The sequence below is a fragment of the Serratia inhibens genome, from assembly GCF_003591175.1.
Lineage (GTDB): Bacteria > Pseudomonadota > Gammaproteobacteria > Enterobacterales > Enterobacteriaceae > Serratia > Serratia inhibens.
Map to the genome: position 1 here is coordinate 997,077 of NZ_QYYG01000001.1, position 16,310 is coordinate 1,013,386.

General features: G+C 57.3%; 14 protein-coding genes and 2 tRNA genes. 4 read left to right on the plus strand and 12 right to left on the minus strand.

Annotated features, from left to right (window positions below; genetic code table 11):
* Positions 1-71 precede the first annotated feature (71 nt).
* Positions 72-1,013, minus strand: coding sequence for a glyoxylate/hydroxypyruvate reductase GhrA (gene ghrA / locus D4100_RS04795; RefSeq protein ID WP_006317286.1), 942 nt, complete (start codon positions 1,011-1,013; stop codon positions 72-74).
* A 129-nt stretch (positions 1,014-1,142) separates the two neighbouring features.
* Positions 1,143-2,609, minus strand: coding sequence for a peptide MFS transporter (locus D4100_RS04800; RefSeq protein ID WP_119803322.1), 1,467 nt, complete (start codon positions 2,607-2,609; stop codon positions 1,143-1,145).
* A gap of 510 nt (positions 2,610-3,119) precedes the next feature.
* Here D4100_RS04800 and D4100_RS04805 point away from each other — a divergent pair.
* Together D4100_RS04805 and D4100_RS04810 are read left to right on the plus strand one after the other, a co-directional pair.
* Positions 3,120-3,209: transfer RNA gene (locus tag D4100_RS04805), tRNA-Ser, on the plus strand.
* A gap of 317 nt (positions 3,210-3,526) precedes the next feature.
* A tRNA-Ser gene (locus D4100_RS04810) sits at positions 3,527-3,616 on the plus strand.
* Between the two features lie 173 nt (positions 3,617-3,789).
* On the opposite strand, the gene D4100_RS04815 is transcribed toward D4100_RS04810, so the two are convergent.
* The gene (locus tag D4100_RS04815; RefSeq protein ID WP_004943090.1) at positions 3,790-4,146 is read right to left on the minus strand and encodes a helix-turn-helix domain-containing protein; all 357 of its coding nucleotides are present in this window, start codon (positions 4,144-4,146) and stop codon (positions 3,790-3,792) included.
* A 294-nt stretch (positions 4,147-4,440) separates the two neighbouring features.
* On the opposite strand from D4100_RS04815, the gene D4100_RS04820 reads away from it, so the two are divergent.
* The gene (locus D4100_RS04820) at positions 4,441-5,643 is read left to right on the plus strand and encodes an efflux RND transporter periplasmic adaptor subunit (protein ID WP_006322454.1); all 1,203 of its coding nucleotides are present in this window, start codon (positions 4,441-4,443) and stop codon (positions 5,641-5,643) included.
* Positions 5,644-5,667: 24 nt separating this feature from the next.
* Positions 5,668-8,811 (plus strand): multidrug efflux RND transporter permease subunit SdeB, encoded by a 3,144-nt coding sequence (gene sdeB / locus D4100_RS04825; RefSeq protein WP_006322455.1) that lies wholly within the window; start codon positions 5,668-5,670, stop codon positions 8,809-8,811.
* Positions 8,812-8,890: 79 nt separating this feature from the next.
* Here the strand turns inward: sdeB and D4100_RS04830 are convergent, their stop codons facing one another.
* From D4100_RS04830 to hinT, 9 genes are all read right to left on the minus strand, one after another.
* On the minus strand, positions 8,891-9,376 hold the full coding sequence (locus D4100_RS04830) for an RrF2 family transcriptional regulator (protein WP_006322456.1): 486 nt from the start codon (positions 9,374-9,376) through the stop codon (positions 8,891-8,893).
* Positions 9,377-9,665: 289 nt separating this feature from the next.
* Positions 9,666-10,202 (minus strand): glycine zipper 2TM domain-containing protein, encoded by a 537-nt coding sequence (locus D4100_RS04835; protein ID WP_199685653.1) that lies wholly within the window; start codon positions 10,200-10,202, stop codon positions 9,666-9,668.
* Positions 10,203-10,563: 361 nt separating this feature from the next.
* Positions 10,564-11,868 (minus strand): NAD(P)/FAD-dependent oxidoreductase, encoded by a 1,305-nt coding sequence (locus tag D4100_RS04840; protein ID WP_119803326.1) that lies wholly within the window; start codon positions 11,866-11,868, stop codon positions 10,564-10,566.
* Positions 11,869-12,200: 332 nt separating this feature from the next.
* Positions 12,201-12,743, minus strand: a complete 543-nt coding sequence (gene ycfP, locus D4100_RS04845; RefSeq protein ID WP_119803328.1) for an alpha/beta hydrolase YcfP — start codon at positions 12,741-12,743, stop codon at positions 12,201-12,203.
* A gap of 75 nt (positions 12,744-12,818) precedes the next feature.
* Positions 12,819-13,838: a beta-N-acetylhexosaminidase gene (gene nagZ, locus D4100_RS04850; RefSeq protein ID WP_119803330.1), complete on the minus strand. Its 1,020-nt coding sequence runs from the start codon at positions 13,836-13,838 to the stop codon at positions 12,819-12,821.
* A 31-nt stretch (positions 13,839-13,869) separates the two neighbouring features.
* A complete protein-coding gene (gene thiK / locus D4100_RS04855) occupies positions 13,870-14,739 on the minus strand; it encodes a thiamine kinase (RefSeq protein WP_119803332.1) in 870 nt (289 codons plus the stop codon).
* Positions 14,720-15,313 carry a penicillin-binding protein activator LpoB gene (gene lpoB / locus D4100_RS04860; RefSeq protein ID WP_006322462.1) on the minus strand — a complete coding sequence of 198 codons (594 nt, stop codon included), beginning with the start codon at positions 15,311-15,313 and terminating at the stop codon, positions 14,720-14,722. The genes thiK and lpoB overlap by 20 nt, the downstream gene beginning before the upstream one ends.
* A gap of 26 nt (positions 15,314-15,339) precedes the next feature.
* Complete coding sequence (locus tag D4100_RS04865) at positions 15,340-15,729, minus strand: YcfL family putative periplasmic lipoprotein (protein ID WP_119803334.1); 390 nt, start codon at positions 15,727-15,729, stop codon at positions 15,340-15,342.
* 12 nt (positions 15,730-15,741) lie between these two features.
* Positions 15,742-16,092 carry a purine nucleoside phosphoramidase gene (hinT, locus tag D4100_RS04870; protein WP_006322464.1) on the minus strand — a complete coding sequence of 117 codons (351 nt, stop codon included), beginning with the start codon at positions 16,090-16,092 and terminating at the stop codon, positions 15,742-15,744.
* Positions 16,093-16,310: the final 218 nt, after the last annotated feature.

A 16,310-nucleotide genomic window follows, 5' to 3' on the forward strand; every position in this document is an offset into this window, starting at 1 on the left:
TCTGGCGGCCTGCCAAAGGGACGGCGGCAGGCCGGGTTTCTTGTTAGCTTAGCAGGTGAGTCACCGAAAGGTCAGTAGCCAAGTTGCACATCCACCACCCCTGCCGGCGTTTGCCCGGCCTCTAGAGCGCGGATGTTGGCCGCTATCTGGTCCATCGCCTGTTCCGGCAAGGTGATGGCAGCAATATGCGGGGTAATGGTGACACGCGGATGACGCCAGAACGGATGGGTTTGCGGCAGCGGCTCGTTTACGAACACATCCAGGGTGGCGGCGGCAATCTGCCCCTGCTCCAGCGCCTGCAAGAGATCGTCCTCAACCAGATGCGCACCGCGGGCGATGTTGATCAGATAGGCTCCCGGCACCAAGTGCGCAAACAGGTGGCGATTGAGGATACCGGCGGTTTCCGGCGTGTTGGGCAACAAGTTGATCAGCAACCGAGTGCCCTCGAGAAACGCAATGCGCTGCTCCGCGCCGGCAAAACTCTCAACGCCATCGATCTGCTTGGGGCTGCGGCTCCAGCAGCGTACGTTAAAACCGAACTCCACCAGCTTTTGCGCCACGCTTTTCCCCAGCACGCCTGCACCGAGGATGCCAATGGTGAAATTATCCTGTTGATGGGGCTCGAGCGGCTGCCATTTTTGCTGCTGTTGCAGCAATTGGTATTCGTCGAAACGACGGAAATAACGCAGCACATAGCTCAACGCATATTCCTGCATCTGTTGCGCCATGCCGGTATCTTCCAGGCGCAGCAGCGGGACGCCAGCAGGTAACGTGCCGGGATGCAGGCGCTCTTGCTCGAGAATGGCATCTACGCCGGCCCCCAGGGCAAACACCCCTTTCAGTTGCCGGCGGTTAGCCAGCATCTCCTGCGGCGGACGCCACGCCAGCGCATAATCCGCCGGGCGATCGTCGCCGGGTTGCCATTCGCGAACCTTGGCCTGCGGCAGACGCTGTTTGATGCCTGTCAACCAATCCTGGGCGTTAAATAAAGGGTGGTAATAAATGATGTTCATCGGTCAGGCTCCGTCTGTTTTTTATGCATTTCCATCCAGACTTCCGCGATTCGCCGACAGATGCAAGCGCTAAAGCCAAAAACGAAAACAGCCCCGACCAGTGGGGCTGTTTTTTGACCTGCGGGGATCTCAGGCAACGACAGGAGAGTCGTGCCTTATCAACCGGCGCAGCAGCGGGATCAGGATCAACATCACCATGCCAACGCCCGCCGCCCCCCAACCCAGCGCGCTGAATATTTCACTGTAGCCGGGGTTGGTCAGCGCCGGAGTGCTGCCGCTGTTTTCCGGCATCAGGCCGGAGACGTAGCCCGCCAACACCGAAGCGACGCCGGTGACCATCATCCAGCAGCCCATCATGACGCCCTGATAACGCGGTGGCGCCAACTTGCCGATCATCGCGTAGCCGATCGGGGAAATCATCAGTTCGCCAATGCTCTGCAGTATGTAGCTGATTGCGATCCATTTAAACGCCACCAGCCCGTCGCCGCCGGCCAGGCTAATGCCCAACGGCAGCACCAGCATGCCCAACCCGATGCAGAACAACGAGCCGGAGAATTGCAACGGGATATCGATATTGCAGCCGCGAGCTCGCAAGCGGTTAAACCACCAGGCCATCAGCGGCCCACCCACCACAATCACCAGCGTGTTGATATTCTGGATCCATTGCGGAGCGACCTGAATACCGTAGACGTTCAGGTTGATATTGTGCTCGGAAAACAGCATCAGCCCCATAGGCGCCAACTGGTACAACGCCCAGAATACCAATGAGCCCAGCGCCAGAATCAGATAGGCCACCATGCGACGGCGCTCTGTACGCGGGTGGTGACGCAGTGTGACCACGCTCAGCATCAGGAAAATCAGTACGCCGAGGCCAATCACAAAGTGGCCGCTGAATTCCGCATGGGTCAGCATCACCCGGATAATGGGCACCAGCACCACCAGTACTGCCAGCCCCACCAGCATACGCCAGCGGTATTGCGCACGGCTGGCGTCATGCAGCGGTGTGTTGAGATCGGCCAGAATGCGCCAACGGCTGACGGCGACGATAATCGCCGCCGCATTGCCCAACGTGGCAAACAGGAACAGCGCGCGGTAGTTTTCGCTCAACTGGAAATAGCCGGCCACGGTAAAACCGACAAAGAAGCCAAGGTTCATCCCGGCGTAGTTCCACAAAAACGCCGATTCGCGCCGATCGTCATCCGGTTTGAAGCGCTGGGTGAGCATCATATTGATGCAGGTGACGTTCAGCCCGCTACCGGTCAGGAACATCGCCAATCCCCAGTACAGGCCCCAAACGCCCGCCACGGCAATCAGCGCACAGCCAATCACCTGCAATACCATACCCAATACGAACAGGTTCCGATTACTCAGAAACCGCCCGCCCAGGTAACCGCCGAACATATGCAGCCCATAGTTGAAGGCGCCGAACACGCCCATCATGGCGTTAGCGCTGCCCTCGCTAAAGCCCAGGCGTTTGGTGGCATAGAGCACCAGCGTGGAGTACAGCACGGCAAAACCCAGCGTGGCGAAGATTTGGATAAAAAACAGTGCCCCGGCGCCCGGGGGAATGGCGTGGCGCTGATGCGCCGCCGGCATGGAGTCCGATGGAGTCAAAGTGAACCTCTGCTGCATGATGCACGTCGTATTTCAAGCCGCAGCGCCGCCGGCTGCCAGTTGAAATGCGTCGAGTCTGTTATTTTAAGTGTTCAGTCCCTGTCTGCGTTATCGCCGGCGTATGGCCCGGCAACCTGCGCGGCGGTGTGATATTCCTTGCCAAATCCTCCGCGTCAGCAGCGATCTATTTAGCGATACATATGACTAATAATCCAGTATTAATGCATATAACAGCACAGCATAAGGCTTTGCTGCTGGTATATTGAGCTAATGTATACCAAGGTGCTCAAACATTATCCTGTTAGATAATTCAGCGCCGTTATTACCCCCTCAGACATACGTTGGCCAGTGGTTTATCGCTCGGTAAATCAGCAAATTGCTGCAACTTTAGCTAAACAGTCATTGTTATGTCACAAGAGGGTTGACGCTGAGATCAGATTCTCCTACATTAGCGCCCGTCGACAGCGCAATGCGTTGGCGATGCTACAAAACGGTGAGGTGTCTGAGTGGCTGAAGGAGCACGCCTGGAAAGTGTGTATACGCGTAAGTGTATCGAGGGTTCGAACCCCTCTCTCACCGCCATATTCTGAAGAGAAAGCCTGAACGCAAGTTCAGGCTTTTTTGCTTTTATAAATCACCCCGCAGAGAGGGGTGAGAAGCCTCGACAAGGTTTGGCAAAACGCATCGCGTTTTACAGACATAAAAGTGTCAGCCTATGCCAGAGCCAGTCACCGCCATACAAGGGAAATCTAGCCGTCCATAGGGTTTGCCGCAGTTTTCAACAAACTGAGCAGCGCGTGAGCGGACGCGCCGAAACGCAGAAATTATGCTTGACCGGTTCGCCCCCACTCCCTATAGTAGCGCCCCGTTGCACCAATGAGTACGCAACGAAAAAATACGGTGAGGTGTCTGAGTGGCTGAAGGAGCACGCCTGGAAAGTGTGTATACGCGTAAGTGTATCGAGGGTTCGAACCCCTCCCTCACCGCCATATTTTGAAGAGAAAGCCTGGATTCGCGTCCAGGCTTTTTTGCTTTATAAATCCCCCTCCGGGAGGGGTGAGAAGCCTCGACAGGGTTTGACAAAACGCCCGAGGCACTGCATCAGGCGTTTTACAGACATAAAACTGTCAACCTATGCCAGGACTAGTCACTGCAATCCGCCTCAGTGTGCGCGGCTAGCGGCGATCTGCGGCTGCATCACGGCGCGGCGCCAGTCGCCCGGGGTCTGGCCGAATTGGCGTTTAAAACTGCGATTGAAGGATTGCTGCGAGTCAAAGCCGAGTGATATCGCCACGCTGACGATAGGCTCGCCGCTGTTGGCCAGGCGCTCTGCGGAAACCTTCAGCTTCTGCATGCGGATATACTCCCCCAACGCGTAGCCGGTTTGGCGTTTGAACATGCGCTGCAGGTGCCATTTGGAATATCCCGCGCGGTCCGCCACGGTATTGATATCCAGCTTCTCTTCCAGATTGTTGTCAATCCATTCAATCAAATCAGTAATAAAACCCGTGCTGTTCATGCTGACGCTCCCATGACATTGGCAGGTAAGTCCGCTGCCCGATATCACTACGTTGCAGCAGTTTCGCATTAAATGCAATTTTTATTATTGCATTTATCGGGTGGGCGCTTCTATAATCCACCCAGTTAATGTAACCGATATTAATACATTAATGTGACAACAATGTGTTTCAAAACCTAACGTTGTGCCGATGAACGACACAACCGCTCTGCCGCCGGTCACAGGCCAGGGACGTTACCCGGATAACAGGGCCGGGTGTATGGCCTGACCGCGCTCACCCATGGAATAAAAATAATGCCAAGCCAGCCAAACTCATTGTTTAACGCTCACAGCATCGGTTTCAGCACGCGCCTTTCAGCGGTAGCGCTGCTGGTCGCCCTGCTGGCAGGGTGCGACAACAGCGTCGCTCAAAATGCGGCTCCCCCGCCACCGGCCGTCAGCGCCGCTAACGTGGTAATAAAACCCATCAGCCAGTGGGACGCCTTTAACGGCCGGATCGAAGCGGTGCAAAGCGTACAGCTACGCCCGCGGGTTTCCGGCTATATCGATAAGGTGAATTACACCGAAGGCGATGAGGTAAAAAAAGGCCAGATACTGTTCACCATCGACGATCGCACCTACCGCGCAGCCCGTGAACAGGCCCAGGCCGAGCTGGTACGAGCGCGTAATCAGGCGGCGTTGGCCCGCAGTGAATCCAGTCGTACCGAGAAACTGGTCGGCACCCAGGCGATCTCGACCGAGGTGTGGGAACAGCGCAGGTCCTCCGCCGCACAGGCGCAAAGCAACGTACTGGCAGCCCAGGCTCAGCTCGATATCGCGCAGCTTAACCTCGATTTTACCCGTGTGACCGCCCCGATCGACGGGCGCGCCAGCCGCGCCATGATCACCGCCGGTAACCTGGTCACCACCGGTGATGGCGCCAGCGTGCTCACTACGTTGGTGTCGCTCGATAAGGTCTATGTCTATTTCGACGTTGATGAAGCCACCTTCCTGCGTTACCAGAACATGGCGCGCGACGGCCAACGCAGCCAGGATCCGCAGGCGAAATTGCCGGTCAAGGTCGGCCTGGTGGGTGAAGACGGCTACCCGCATCAGGGCGTTGTCGATTTTACCGATAACCAGTTGAATGCCGGCACCGGCACCATTCGCATGCGCGCCCAGCTCGAAAACCACGAGCGCCGCTTCACGCCAGGGCTGTTTGCACGGGTGCAGATGCCCGGCAGCGCCGAGTTCAATGCCATGCTGATCGACGATAAGTCGGTGATGACCGATCAGGACCGCAAATTCGTTTATGTCGTCGATAAGGACGGCAAGGCGCAGCGGCGCGATATCGAAGTAGGCCGCGTGGCGGATGGATTGCGCATCGTGCAGAAAGGCCTGGCGGCGGGCGATCGGGTGATCGTCGACGGCATGCAGAAAGTGTTTATGTCAGGGATGCCGGTCAATGCGAAAACCGTCGTGATGGCAGCCAACACGCCCGCTTCCGCAGTCAACTAAGCCACCAGCAGAGAACCCTGACCCATGGACTTTTCCCGTTTTTTCATCGACCGGCCGATCTTTGCCGCAGTGCTGTCGATCCTGATTTTCGTCGGTGGCGTTATTGCGATTCCGCTGTTGCCGATCAGTGAATACCCGGACGTCGTGCCTCCGAGCGTGCAAGTGCGCGCCCAATACCCGGGCGCCAACCCGAAAGAGATTGCCGAAACCGTGGCTACGCCGCTGGAAGAGGCAATCAACGGCGTCGAACACATGATGTATATGAAATCGGTGGCCGGTTCTGACGGCGTGCTGGTGACCACCGTCACCTTCCGCCCGGGTACCGATCCCGATCAGGCGCAGGTACAGGTGCAAAACCGCGTGGCGCAGGCCGAGGCTCGCCTGCCCGAAGACGTGCGTCGCCAAGGGGTCACCACGCAGAAGCAGTCCCCGGCCCTGACGCTGGTGGTGCATCTGGTTTCCCCTTCCGGTAAATACGACTCACTGTATCTGCGTAACTACGCCACCCTGAAGGTCAAAGATGAGTTGGCGCGCCTGCCAGGCGTCGGCCAGGTGCAGATTTTCGGCGCCGGTGAATACGCCATGCGCGTCTGGCTGGATCCCAATAAGGTCGCCTCTCGCGGGCTGACAGCCTCTGACGTGGTCACCGCCATGCAGGAGCAGAACGTGCAGGTTTCCGCCGGCCAACTGGGCGCGGAACCGATGCCAACGCGCAGCGATTATCTGCTCTCCATTAACGCCCAGGGCCGTCTGCAAAACGAGGAAGAGTTCGGCAATATTATCCTCAAGAGCGGCGATAACGGCGAGATAGTGCGTCTGCGCGACGTGGCGCGCATTGAAATGGGGTCCGGCAGTTATGCGCTGCGCGCCCAGCTCAATAATAAGGATGCGGTCGGGATCGGTATCTTCCAGGCTCCAGGCGCTAACGCCATCGAGCTGTCCGACGCGGTGCGGGCCAAAATGGCCGAGCTGTCGACCCGCTTCCCGGATGGCATGAGCTGGAAATCGCCGTACGACCCGACGGTGTTCGTACGCGATTCGATCCGCGCGGTGGTAGATACCCTGCTCGAAGCGGTGCTGCTGGTGGTGCTGGTGGTGATCCTGTTCCTGCAAACCTGGCGCGCCTCTATCATCCCGCTGCTGGCGGTGCCTATTTCCATCGTCGGTACCTTCGCCGCGCTGTACCTGCTGGGCTTCTCGCTCAATACGCTTAGCCTGTTCGGGCTGGTGCTGGCGATCGGTATCGTGGTCGATGACGCCATCGTGGTGGTGGAAAACGTCGAACGTAATATCGAGGAAGGTTTATCGCCGCTGGCGGCGGCGCACCAGGCAATGCGCGAAGTGTCCGGGCCGATTATCGCCATCGCGGTAGTGCTGTGCGCAGTGTTCGTACCTATGGCATTTTTGTCCGGCGTCACCGGCCAATTCTATAAGCAGTTCGCCGTCACCATCGCCATTTCGACCGTGATTTCGGCCATCAACTCACTGACCCTGTCGCCGGCGCTGGCAGCATTGCTGCTGAAACCGCACGGCGCGCCGAAGGACATGCCATCGCGCCTGATTGATCGGCTGTTCGGTTGGCTGTTCCGCCCGTTCAACCGCTTCTTTGCCAGCAGCTCGCAGCGCTATCAGCGTGGGGTTTCCCGTGCGCTCGGCAAACGCGGTGCGGTATTCGTGGTGTACGTGCTGTTGTTGTGCGCTGCGGGCGTGATGTTTAAAACCGTGCCCGGCGGGTTTATCCCGACGCAGGATAAGCTTTACCTGATTGGCGGGGTGAAAATGCCGGAGGGGGCGTCGCTGGAGCGTACCGATGCGGTGATCCGCAAAATGAGCGCCATCGGCCTGAGCGTCGACGGAGTGACAGACGCGGTGGCCTTCCCGGGGCTGAATGCATTGCAGTTTACCAATACGCCCAATACCGGCACCGTGTTCTTCGCGCTTGAATCTTTAAGCACCCGCACCCGCAGCGCGGCGCAGATCAACGCCGAGATCAATGCGCGCATCTCGCAGATTCAGGAAGGGTTCGCCTTCTCGATCATGCCGCCGCCAATTCTCGGTATCGGGCAAGGTTCCGGTTATTCGCTGTATGTCCAGGATCGCGCCGGTCTCGGATATGGCGCGCTGCAAACCGCGATCAACACGCTGTCGGGCAGCATCATGCAAACGCCGGGCATGAGTTTCCCGATCTCGTCTTATCAGGCCAACGTGCCGCAGTTGGAGGCGAAAATCGATCGCGACAAAGCCAAGGCGCAGGGTGTGCCGCTTAACGCGCTGTTCAGCACGCTACAGACTTACCTGGGGTCGTCTTACATCAATGACTTCAACCGTTATGGCCGCACCTGGCAAGTCATCGCGCAGGCCGACGGTCAATTCCGCGACAGCGTGGAGGACATCGCCAACCTGCGCACCCGTAACGACAAGGGCGAAATGGTGCCGATTGGCAGCATGGTCAACATCAGCACCACCTACGGGCCGGACCCGGTGATCCGTTATAACGGCTTCCCGGCGGCGGACCTGATTGGCGATGCCGATCCGCGCATCCTGTCGTCTACGCAGGCAATGAGCGAGCTGACGACGATGGCCGCCAAACTGTTGCCGAACGGCATGAACATCCAGTGGACCGATCTGAGCTACCAACAGTCGACCCAGGGCAATGCGGCGATTATCGTGTTCCCGGTGGCGGTGCTGCTGGCGTTCCTGGCGTTGGCCGCGCTGTACGAAAGCTGGACGCTGCCGCTGGCGGTGATCCTTATTGTGCCGATGACCATGCTGTCGGCGCTGTTCGGCGTCTGGCTGACCGGCGGTGACAACAATGTGTTCGTGCAGGTGGGGCTGGTGGTGTTGATGGGGCTGGCCTGCAAGAACGCCATTTTGATCGTCGAGTTCGCCCGTGAGCTTGAGTTGCAGGGCAAAGGCATTATGGAAGCGGCGCTGGAAGCTTGTCGCCTGCGGTTACGACCGATCGTAATGACCTCCATCGCATTTATTGCCGGCACCATCCCGTTGATTCTGGGCCACGGTGCCGGTGCCGAAGTGCGCGGCGTGACCGGTATCACGGTGTTTGCCGGCATGCTGGGCGTGACGCTGTTCGGGTTATTCCTGACGCCGGTGTTCTACGTGACCCTGCGCCGCATGGTGACGCGTAAAGCACAGCAGCAAACGGCATAAAAGTTCGCCTGCCGGCCGCGGCAGGCATAAAAAAAGGTCGGGCTCACCCCGACCTTTCTCTTTGCATCAACACCGCAGATTATTTATCCGCAGCCTCCGCGAGTTTCGCCGTTTCCGCCACGTATTCCGCGCAACTACGCTTATCGCCACGCTCCAACTCGGCCAACGCATCCGCAACCGTATGGCGCTCCAGCACCGCCAGCGATGCCTCTTCAGCCTCATTCACCACCGACTTGAAATACCAGCAGGCATTGGCGCTGACCAGGCAGCGGGCAGGCCCTTCCGGCCGCGCAGCCCAGATGCGTTTATCGTCAATGACGGACAAATAGATGTCCCGCAGGGTGATCTCTTCCACAGGGCGGCCAAGGTGAATCGAGCCGTTACGGCCCAGCGTGGAAACGATGATGCCATTTTTGGTCAACGGTACCATCAGCTTGCGGATAAAACTGGGGTTGGCTTCCAGACCGGCGGCAAGGATCGCGCTGGTCGAACGCAGGCCCTGCTTTTCAGCCAAGGCTACGCTAAGTACCATTTGCAATGCTGTCGGAAAGCGGAAATCTAGCATGTCTTTATCTCTGTCTCCGGGAGACCAAAATCTCAGGCTTGGCCGGTGCGGCATGGCGCCATAACACCCGCTCAATTGCACAATAATATAACAAATATTGCCGCATTATTGAAGTTATGCCCTGGGAAATCGCACGGATACATTAGCGTAAAAGATGCCGTTGGTACCGGCTCGAGGCAAAGCGGCGGCGTTATAAAGCAGAAACCCGCGTCAATGTTAATGCCGCTCGCTTAACTGCGTTAAACGATCAGAACTAACACTGTCCGCGGGTTTAATTCTTAAACTGTGATCAGGCTTTGTTCAGCACCAGTTGGCCGCTTTTATCCAGCGGGATCTGGGTGCCGGGATCGTGATCCATACGGATCTTGCCCTGCTGATTGCCAATCTTGTAGGTCACATCGTAACCCAGCATTTTCTGTGATTTGTCGTAGACCGTTTTGCAACGCTGCTGCGTGCTGGTGGTAGTGTCGTTACTTTGCATCGCCCCCTGCACCTGATTACCGGCATAACCGCCACCCAGCGCACCCACTACTGTCGCTACGTCACGACCGCGACCGCCGCCAAACTGATGACCAATCACGCCACCGGCTACCGCACCCAACACGGAACCGGCGATGCGGTTTTCATCCTGCACCGGCGCACGGTGTGTGACGGTCACATTGCGGCATTCCTGACGAGGGGTTTTGATGGTTTCTTTGATCGGCGTTGCGGCGAGCACCTGCGCAAATTGCGGACCGGAAGAAAACACATCCATGCTTGCCACCGCGGCAATACCCAGAGCGGCTGCAATACCAATCCCAATTCCGGCTAACATTGACTTGTTCACAGGAAATCCTCCTGAAAGTGTTACCACGCATTTGCACCGGGAACGCTACCTACAATTGCGCCGCGCTTATTATTTTGCGCATGGGCGGCACGTGGTATCCCGGTTTACGGCGTGCGCGACGCGCCGTCTGTAAACGAGATAAAGTCTGCACAATGTTCCGGATCCCCGCAATAAGACAATGTGACCAAAGATGCTGGAAATCACGCATCTCCCCGGTGTTTAGGAGGAATCTTAAGAATTTTACCCATGCCGCCGAAATTTTATGCTGGTCGCTAATCCCGCAATGGCCGATGCAGCCTGGCGCAGGCATAAAAAAACCCACGCGGGCGAACCGGCGTGGGTGAGTCGTTAACTGCAGCTTTTAGTGCATTTTCAGACGCGGGCGGATCACCCGGTTGATACCGCCAACCAGCATCATCAGACCGGTTTTGATGTAGCCATGCAGAGCGACCTGATGCATGCGGTACAGCGAAATATAGACGAAGCGCGCGATACGCCCTTCGACCATCATCGAACCGCGCATCAGGTTGCCCATCAGGCTGCCGACGGTGCTGAAGCGGGACAGCGAGACCAGAGAACCGTGGTCTTTATACACGTAAGGTTTCAGCGTCTGGCCGTTCATCAGCGCCAGAATGTTGGTGAAGCAACGTGACGCCATCTGGTGCGCCGATTGGGCGCGAGGCGGCACAAAACCACCACCTTCTTTCGGGCAGGAAGCACAGTCACCGATGGCGAAAATGTTAGGATCGCGCGTGGTCTGCAGCGTCGGCTCCACCACCAGCTGGTTAATCCGGTTGGTTTCCAGCCCGGCGATGTCTTTCATAAAGTCCGGCGCCTTGATGCCGGCCGCCCATACCATCAGATCGGCATCGATAAATTCGCCGCCCTTGGTATTCAGGCCGTTGGCGTCCGCGCTGGTGACCATGGTGTTGGTCAGTACGCGCACGCCGAGTTTGTTCAGTTCCTGGTGCGCAGCGGCGGAAATGCGCGGCGGCAACGCCGGCAGAATGCGCTCGCCCGCCTCTACCAGAGTCACGTTCAACGCGCTGTTGTCCAGGCCTTCGAAACCATAGCTGTGCAGCTGTTTCACCGCATTGTGCAGCTCGGCGGAAAGTTCCACGCCGGTGGCGCCACCGCCGACGATGGCGATGTTCACCCGCCCTTTCTGCCCCTGCTGCGCCGAGAACTTCAGGAACAGGTTCAGCATTTCATTGTGGAAACGACGTGCCTGATGCGGGTTATCCAGGAAGATACAGTGATCTTTTACGCCTGCGGTACCGAAATCGTTCGAGGTGCTGCCCAGCGCCATAACCAGAATGTCGTAAGGCAACTCGCGCTCAGGCACCAGTTCTTCACCCTGCTCGTCGCAGATTTGCGCCAACTGCAGCGTTTGGGTTTCACGGTTAATGTTGGTCAGCGAGCCCAGTTGGAAGCTGAAATTGTGATTGCGCGCGTGCGCCAGGTAGCTCAGCGCGTCCACGCCGTCATCAAGGGAACCGGTTGCTACTTCATGCAGCAAAGGTTTCCACAAATGGCTGTGGTTACGGTCCACCAGCGTGATCTCGGCTTTGTGCTTGCGGCCGAGCTTATGGCCCAGGCTGGTCGCCAGTTCCAGACCACCGGCGCCACCGCCGACAATAACGATTTTTTTCTTTGGCGTTGTCAAAATAACCCCCTAAATGTGAACCAATTGTTATCCAAGGGTAAACAAATAATATCCTTAGAATACATAGGGTTCGCTTAAAATAAACCTGCTATCTAAAGCCAGAATAGCATGTGAGGTTATTTGGTCATACCAAAATTGATGTGCATCAAACTTTTTTGGTTAAAGGCTGGACGAGGGGGATTTTTGAGGATTGTGATTCAAATAGTTAGCGCTGCGTCACAGTTTTAAATTTTGCCGCCGGCCAGCTAAAACAGGGCATTTTTGATAAAAAATGCCGCAATTTTTGCCGGAAAAAAGCAATCACTGCGGCGGTGCCAGGCGTTATGAAACTGTTAAAGCAGGCTCTTGAACGCCTTGATGCGTTGTAGATGCGGCGAGATATTTTTGAACTTGTGGGTCTGTTGCTCATCCCAGACGATTTCGTAGTAGTTGTGCAGCAGTTCCGCACTGCGCCGGCTGTCCAGCACCTCATCCTGCCGGGAAAGCACGACCAGGCAGCGATCGCGGTTCTTTTCGCGGAAATCCCCGACGCACTTGGTGGCGATATCGCGGTACTCTTCCGGCCGATCGATTTTGCCCTGCATATGCTCTTCAGGGTACAGATTAGGGTTGAAGATCGCCTGCCGAATGCCGCACAGGAAACCGATGCGCTCAGCCCAGAAACCGCCCAGCCCCACCCCGCAGATCAGCGGATGCTTATCCCCTTCCTGCTGAACCGCCTTGTCCACCTCTTTCAACAGATGCTGCATATCATGGCGTGGGTGCAAGGTGCTGTAGCTGATAAAACGCACGTCCGGGTCAATGAATTGCAGTTGTAAAACCTTTTCATGATTGCCGGGACTGGTGGAATCGAAGCCATGCAAATAGATAATCATATGGATCCTCGCAACAAGCTGAGGGCCGCGCCGCAGCCCTCATCATTTACTACGCCGCATTACGACGCCCTGGGTTCACCCGGCGCTACGCTGTTTATGTTCTTCCCAGCGTTCGCTGAGCGCGCTCAGCTCTTTATGCGCCTGCTGCCAGCGCGCGGAATCACGCAATTCCTGACGGGTGAACTGACCGCGATGATATAACTGCTTCACTCGCTCTGCTTTGACCGGGGACAGGTTATCCAGCACGCTGACCGCGCCCTGGCGGTTATTGCACACCAGGATCATGTCACAGCCGGCATCCAGCGAGGCCTGGCCGCGCTCTGCGTAACTGCCCATGATGGCGGCCCCTTCCATCGACAGATCGTCCGAGAAGATAACGCCGTCAAAACCCAGCTCCTGGCGCAGAATTTGTTGCAGCCAGTATGGCGAACCGCTGGCCGGGCGCGGGTCTGCTTCAGTATAGATGACGTGCGCCGGCATCACGGCGTCCAGTAACTGGCGGTTAATCAATTCGCGGAATATCGCCATGTCATGCTCGCGGATCTGCGCCAGCGGACGTGGATCGCGCGGGGTTTCTTTATGTGAATCCGCACTGACGGCGCCATGGCCGGGGAAATGCTTGCCGGTAGTTTTCATCCCGGCGCTGTGCATGCCCAGGATAAAACGCTCGGCCATCGCCAGCGCCTGTTGCGGATCGCTGTGGAATGAGCGTTCGCCAATCGCCGCGCTGACGTGGCCGATATCCAGCACCGGCGCAAAGCTGATATCGATATCCTGTGCGATCATTTCCGCCGCCATCAGCCAGCCGGCCTCCTGCGCCAGACGCCCAGCCTCATGCGCTTCGTTCAATGCGGCGAACGACTGCGCCGCCGGCAGGCGAGTGAACCCTTCGCGGAAACGCTGAACCCGCCCGCCTTCCTGATCCACCGCCACCACCAGCCGATCGTGAGAAGCCTCGCGGATTTGGCGCACCAATTCACGCAACTGCTGCGCATCGTGGAAGTTGCGGGTGAACAGGATAAGCCCGCCGACCAGCGGGTGTTTTAAAATCTCGCGTTCTTCGGCATCCAGCTCATAGCTGGCGACATCTAACATTACTGGGCCCACGGCCACCTCACTTCATTATTCATTCAGAACATGGGGATGATAAACAAAAACGCCGGCGCTGCACTGCGCCCCAGCGTAAAAATTCGCTATCGCCGGTCTGTTGCCAGCGCACTTCAAACCATAACAACATCAGGTAATCCACCCAAGGTAACCAGCGCTGCACCTGGGCACTCAGCAACGGCAAGTCTTTATAGCTCTCTTGGGAATAATGCTGCAAAAAATGCTGCTGATTGGCTGCGGACCACGCGTTACCGCGAAACAGCGCGGCAATCTCCAGCGCGATGTCACCGTCGGCGGCGTACTCCCAGTCAATCAGCCGCACTCCTTCGCCCTGAGCGATCAAATTGCCCGGATGAATATCCATATGCAGCGGGGCTATTTTCAGCGGAGAAGGCTGGCGGGTTTGCAAGAAACGCTGATGCAACCGCAGCCAGGCGGGCGTCAGACGCCGGCGATCCAACTGCTGCCAGTAGCGGGCAAACTGCCGATGCAGGTTCAGCAGGTAACCGCTGAGCGGCCGCTGGTGCAAACGGGCAACCAGTCGCGCCAGATCGCCATGCTGATTCAGATGCGTAAAATACGCATCAGTGACAACGTCACCAGACAGCCATTCTAGGATAATCCACTGATTATTCTGCATTAAAACTCGCGGCCCCAAACCCTCGCCGGCGCGGCGCAACACGCGAGCCTCTCGCCGCCGGCTAACGCCAAGCGCGGTTTTTTCTGCGCTTTGTTGGCGCGCCAACAGTTGCACACCCTCGCCTTCGATGCGCCAACTTTCGCCGGTCAGCCCCTGCACCGGGCTGAAACGACAACCGGCGGTTTTCACCGCCGGCAGCTCGCTTTCAATCAGTCTTCGCAGCGCGGCCTCAGCGGGTAACGGCGCCATTGCCTGACCAGACGATTTCACCGGTTTGCACCAGCATCAACTGCATATCCAGCGTCGGAGACTTCACGTCGCCGCTGACATCGCTGTACAACACGTACTGTGCGCTGACGATACGCGCCAGGCCAATGGCCTTACTGCGTGAACCCAGACTGTCATCCGCCGACAGGCCCAAGGTTTGCTTGGCGGTCGCCAATTGCGCTTCCGGCACGATGGAGAAGGTTTGGTTCGACGCCAGCGCCTTGTGCAGCGCGGAGGTGGCTTTAGCGGTTTGCAATGCACCGTTGGTATTGTTCTTCACGCTGTCCAGCAGCAGCACGCTGCCTGGGTTGACGCCGTCGGCTTTCAACATCTGGTTCACTAGCGGCTGCACGCTGCTCAGCCAGTCAAGTTGCTGAATTTTTGGCGGTTGCGGTACCTGCTCGCCAATGGGCGGCTGGGGTTGCGGCACCGGCTCTACCACCACCGGTGGCTTGACCGGCTCAACGGTGGCCGGCGGCTGCTCCGACTCCGGGGGACGTGACAGACAGCCGCTTAACATCAAGGCGGCCAGTGCGACAAATAGATACTTTTTCATTATCCCTCTCCAACTAAAGCAAGAGCTTACAAGAATAGATGCAGACGCACGCGTTTGGCATCGAGATTGCCGTTAATCGAGTAAATTTCGGCGTCGGAATTCGGCGCAACGGTAATGGTACGCGGCTGCTCAAAGGGCCGGATATCCAGCCCCTGATTGTCATACCAGTAGAAACGGTAATGCACCGTTACCGGCGTTGTTTGGCTGTTGCTGAGCACCGAGGTTGCCATCACGCGCCCGGAGGCATCCGCAATCGACGGATTGTCGGCCACTATACCTGCGGTAAGCACCGGCGAATCCATCACCACCGTCTGCCGTTCGTTGACCGCAATGCCGGGCCGATTGCTGCAGCCCATCAGTATTGCGGCGGGTAACGCCAGTGTCGTCAGACAACGCAGGGTTTTGCTATAGCGCATGGTTGACCTCGGTTAGCGGGACAGTAATGGCCCCAACGAGCGGCCACCGACCAGATGCATATGAATATGATAGACCTCCTGGCCGGCATGGCGATTGCAATTAACAATCAGGCGATAGCCATCTTCGGCAATGCCTTCCTGTTCGGCAATTTTCGCCGCGGCGGTGATCATGCGGCCCAGCGCCGCTTCATGCTCGACGGTGACGTCGTTCACCGTTGGGATCAGGATATTGGGTACGATCAGAATATGGGTCGGAGCCTGAGGTGAAATATCACGGAACGCGGTGACCAGTTCGTCCTGGTAGACCACATCAGCAGGGATTTCGCGGCGGATAATTTTACTGAAAATCGTTTCTTCGGCCATCTGGCATTCCTTGTTGAGCAAAATAATCTGTACGCAGTATGAGTGACAAATTCTACTGCTTTCAACCTGATTGCGCACTTTCCGCGTCGAGTGATGCAGAATCAGGCAACCGACGCCTTTGTCATGGGATTACCGCGGCAATCATCTGATTTTTTTCACTTTGGTTATTCACTATTGTTGCTTTACTTGCCAGTTGCCACCGCCAATAGTAACTCCAT